This window comes from Candidatus Nitrosotalea sp. FS, from assembly GCF_011319475.1.
In the GTDB taxonomy this organism is placed as follows: domain Archaea; phylum Thermoproteota; class Nitrososphaeria; order Nitrososphaerales; family Nitrosopumilaceae; genus Nitrosotalea.
On record NZ_RCMC01000025.1, the window covers coordinates 1 to 4,405 of the forward strand.

The 4,405-nt window shown below is 40.6% G+C and carries 3 protein-coding genes and 1 pseudogene; 3 read left to right on the plus strand and 1 reads right to left on the minus strand.

Annotated elements, in window-relative coordinates; genetic code table 11:
• Together DYY66_RS01135 and DYY66_RS15575 are read left to right on the plus strand one after the other, a co-directional pair.
• Positions 1-360 (plus strand): hypothetical protein (locus tag DYY66_RS01135; RefSeq protein WP_218583557.1); only part of this gene is annotated, 360 nt, incomplete at both ends.
• Positions 361-623: 263 nt separating this feature from the next.
• Positions 624-1,362 (plus strand): PQQ-dependent sugar dehydrogenase (locus DYY66_RS15575; protein WP_394352528.1); only part of this gene is annotated, 739 nt, incomplete at its 3' end.
• Between the two features lie 605 nt (positions 1,363-1,967).
• On the opposite strand, the gene DYY66_RS01150 is transcribed toward DYY66_RS15575, so the two are convergent.
• A complete protein-coding gene (locus DYY66_RS01150) occupies positions 1,968-2,231 on the minus strand; it encodes a winged helix-turn-helix domain-containing protein (protein ID WP_166285479.1) in 264 nt (87 codons plus the stop codon).
• A 1,365-nt stretch (positions 2,232-3,596) separates the two neighbouring features.
• Here DYY66_RS01150 and DYY66_RS12830 point away from each other — a divergent pair.
• Positions 3,597-3,818, plus strand: a pseudogene (locus DYY66_RS12830) (hypothetical protein); the annotation flags it as partial.
• Positions 3,819-4,405 lie beyond the last annotated feature (587 nt).

Genomic DNA, 4,405 nt, shown 5'->3' on the forward strand with positions numbered 1-4,405 from the left:
ATAACCGGAACCAAATTTGCACCAAATTCACTGATTACCATATCATATGATAGTACGGCTATTGGAGTGGGTTCGCAAGATAATGGTTATTCCACTACTCCCTTGACAATAACAACAGATTCTAATGGAAATTTTGTTGCAATAATGTCTGCACTAGTATCTGTTACAGGCACACACACCATTACTGCCCAAGATGCATCAAAGAATGCTGCTAGCCAGTCCATTACTATATCACCACACGTCTACATCTTTCCAACATCAGGTAAAGCAGGCTCATCTGTATTAATTCCGACAAGCCAAGGTAATGGATATGCGGCAAATTCTGCTATTACGATAAAGTTTGATGGTACAACAATTACANTACAATTACCCCATCTGCTGCCATAACATCTGATGTAGATGGTAATTTTGAAGGAAACTTTACTATACCAAGTGGAGCTTTACCTGGTTCCCACACTATAACAATTTCCGATGCAAAGGGTGATGCATTCTCTACTTCCTTTAATGTTGATCCAAATGCTCATGCATTTAGTGCTCAAACTCTCATAAAAGGACTTAATTTCCCAGCCTACTTTGCCTTTATTCCTGACAATGGACCTGGCGTAGATGGTTCTGGTGCATTCATGGTCAATGAAAAAAATACTGGAAATGTACTTGTATTCAAGAATGTAAACGGACAGTTTGTAAAACAAACAGTACCATTTGTCAAAGTACCAAACCTACAAACAAATTATGAAACAAATGGGTTGCTAGGAGTTGCATTTGATCCAAACTGGGCAACATCCTCGGCCTCACAGTATGTTTACTTTTACGTCACAAGAACTGTATCGAACTCTGTGGTGGGTGAACTCATAAGATATCATGCTACAACTGACTCTTCTGGAAATATTATAGCAGACAAGTCAGTAGGTGAACAACTTGTACTGGGCAATATTCCGGCATTTAACAACGGTCACAATGGAGGTACTCTAAAGTTTGATTCACAGGGTAACCTCTACATATCAACAGGTGACGGGTGGACATTTACTGAACAACAGAAATTGACAACATTGCAAGGAAAGATATTGCATATAACACCGCTTGCTTCTCCAGTGAATGGTAAATTATATTCAATTCCAAGTACAAACCCATTTGCATCAAGTACTAACTCATCGATCAAAAAAGAGATCTGGGCATATGGAGTACGAAATCCATATACTTTTGATATAGATTCACAGACAGGCAAGCTCTATGCTTCTGATGTAGGCTTTAACACATGGGATAGAATTGAGGATCTAACTACTGGTGGCACTAACGCAGGATGGGATGCTTATGAGAGCCCACCAGTTGGTAACCCACAAAACTTGGCAAACTATACGCCACNGAGAATTGAGGATCTAACTACTGCTGGTACTAATGCAGGATGGTCTAACTATGAGAGTCCACCAGTTGGTAACCCACAAAACGTAGCAAACTATGTGCCACCACTATACTGGTATGCACATCAAGGAGTAGAGCCACTGACTGGCCCAACTGCTAATCTTGATGCACTCTCTGCTGGTGTTTTCTACCATGGAACAACATATCCAAATCTGAATGGCGCATACGTTTTTGGAGACTATGGTATAGGTAACATTGCTGCACTGCTGCCATCAAGTGCAGCTCCACCAACAACAGATCCTGCAAGCGNATATTTGGAGACTATGGTGTGGGCTTTATCGCCGCACTTCTACCATCAAGTGTAGCTCCACCGACAACAGATCCTGCAAGCGGATATCCAATAGGACAAGCTGTACCGCTATTGTATGGCCTGAACCAGGGTCCAATCTATATGCAAGAGTGGAATGGAAAACTCTACTTTATGGATCTAACTGGAAACATAAATGTGCTAAACTACAACTAGAAAAACTGTACCAATAACTCTTGTAAGATGTTTGCTGTTTATTTTGCAAGAGTTTGCTGTATCAAGTTTTGGAGTTTAGATTCTATTATGATTCGACAAGTCTAGTCGCAAATGTCATTTCACTTAGCTCCTCTGACAGATTCAAAAATTTCAATCCCTTCGCAGTTGGTCTGTACAGTTGTGTACCTTCTTCCTGTGTTATTAGTTCATTTTGTTGTAAATATTTCATATACTCTACAAGTTGAGAATAAGAAAGATATGACTTGTACATTATCTGTGTTTTGGTAGCACCGCTTCTTGCAGCATCTAACATCATATTGGTAATTTCAATCCTACTACGGTTTTTCATTACATGAGAACACCTTTCTTTCTATAAAGGTATTAGGGTACTATTACATGAAACATAGTTCCATGTTATTTTTTCGAAATTAAAACTGTCTGAATGTGTCTTTGTCATATTTTTTTCTGTAAGGATGATCTTGACAAGTGCCGATCAAATTTTCATCTGATTTGTAAAAGATGNAAATTAAAACTGCCTGAATGTGTCTTTGTCATGTTTTTTCTGCAAAGACGATCTTAACAAGTGCCGATCAAATTTTCATCTGATTTGTAAAAGATGAATTTGATAGACCAAAACACCCAAGTCAAAAACTATACTCGTGTTACGTAATTCTAATTCAGATTCGTTTTATGTACAAATATGTGCATAGTCAAAAATATTCTGCGACGTGATGGTATGTTGATTGGTATGGTACTTCATGGAGATTGAGTTTTGATAAAATCTGATAGTATCACACTGGCATTATCAGGTGTAATGATAATGGTCGTCATGATTGGAATACTAGTGCCAACAATAGGTACTGCAAGCGCAACTACTGGCTCTGTTAATAAAATCCAATCAGGTCTTGTCTCGTCTGATTCGTTCACAACTGGGAACACTTCGGGCTGGACTTTTGGAGGCACTGCAACCTTGTATGATTTACATGAAGACTCACAAGGACTTCACCTTGGAGTGCAATCTCCTAAAAGCGGACAATGGGTCAACCACTATGCAGCTGCTGCCAAGGCAAATGCTCATCTTTTCCATGCTGGCTTGACAATTCCATATGCCTCCGTAGCAGACGGGGTATTCAATCCTGGCTTGTACGTCGAGGGATCAAACTATGCTGGAATTGTAGGCTGTCAAGCATATGCGGATCACACGGGATACTATTGGATTGTTCAATACTCGACTAACGCTGGTTCTACATGGAAAACTCTCTATGCACCTCCAAGAGATTCACTGCCTCAAACCGAAGACTGTACAATCATGACAAATGGAAATAATTATCTCAACGTCTACATCGGTGGTAAATCTGTTTTTTCAAATAGTACCATGAATCTGAATATGCCTACTCCACTTCATGCATTTGTCCAAGCGGACACATCATCGAGTTCAATGGACTATACAACTTATTCCAATTACTATTCTACAACCGATGAAAACATCCAGGTTACAAACAATCCTTCCAATGCTGCCACAGTGCAGATAGTTGGTACTGCAGGAAATGTTCTTGCAACTGCTCCTGTGAGTGCTGGTACCGCTACACTAAATGTTGGCATGTATGAATTTCCATTAGCAGNTAATGCTGTTACGGTACAGATAGTTGGTACTACAGGAAATATTCTTGCAACTGCTCCTGTGAGTGCAGGCACTGCTACACTAAATGTTGGCATGTATGAATTTCCATTAGCAGGTACTATCAACGTATATGATTCAAACAATTCCATAATCGCATCAAGCTCTGTAAGCATTTATGGCGGCGACGTATATTCTGTAACCAGTTCGTCTGGAACTCCTACCGCACCACAACCTCCAACCGGTCTTACTGCTACAACTACATCTACATCACAAATCAACCTGTCCTGGACAACTCCTGCAAATAACGGTGGCTCTNCAACACTGGTTCAACCGCTACAACATACTCTGATACTAGACTGACTCCAAGTACTGCCTACACATACCGAGTATCAGCAATAAACTCAATTGGTACCAGTAGTCCATCAGATACCGCATATACAACAACCAATTCTGTATCTCCACCACCAGCCACCACACAGGTAACCATATCTGTAAAGTCAGTAGACCTCTCAGGAACACCAATCAATGGCATGTCAGTTGTAATTCGCTATACTGATGGTACTACCATATCAGATACCTTTACACCTGCATCGTTCACAGTTACATCTGGAACAACATACATTGTCCATGTACGAAACTATGGCATTAACATATTCAATCACTGGCAAGATGGAACAACTAACAGCTACTATACCATCACACCTACACAGAGTGTTACCCTGACAACATACTATTCCACTGGTACTTTCACCTCAACTGTTCCATCAGCTCCACAGAATCTACAAGCAACAGGAGGCAACGCGCAGGTATCACTATCATGGACTGCACCAACATCTAATGGCGGTTCAGCAATTACTGGATACGAAGTGGAGCGATCAAGAGGCAGCCTCTCCTTTGGAGGC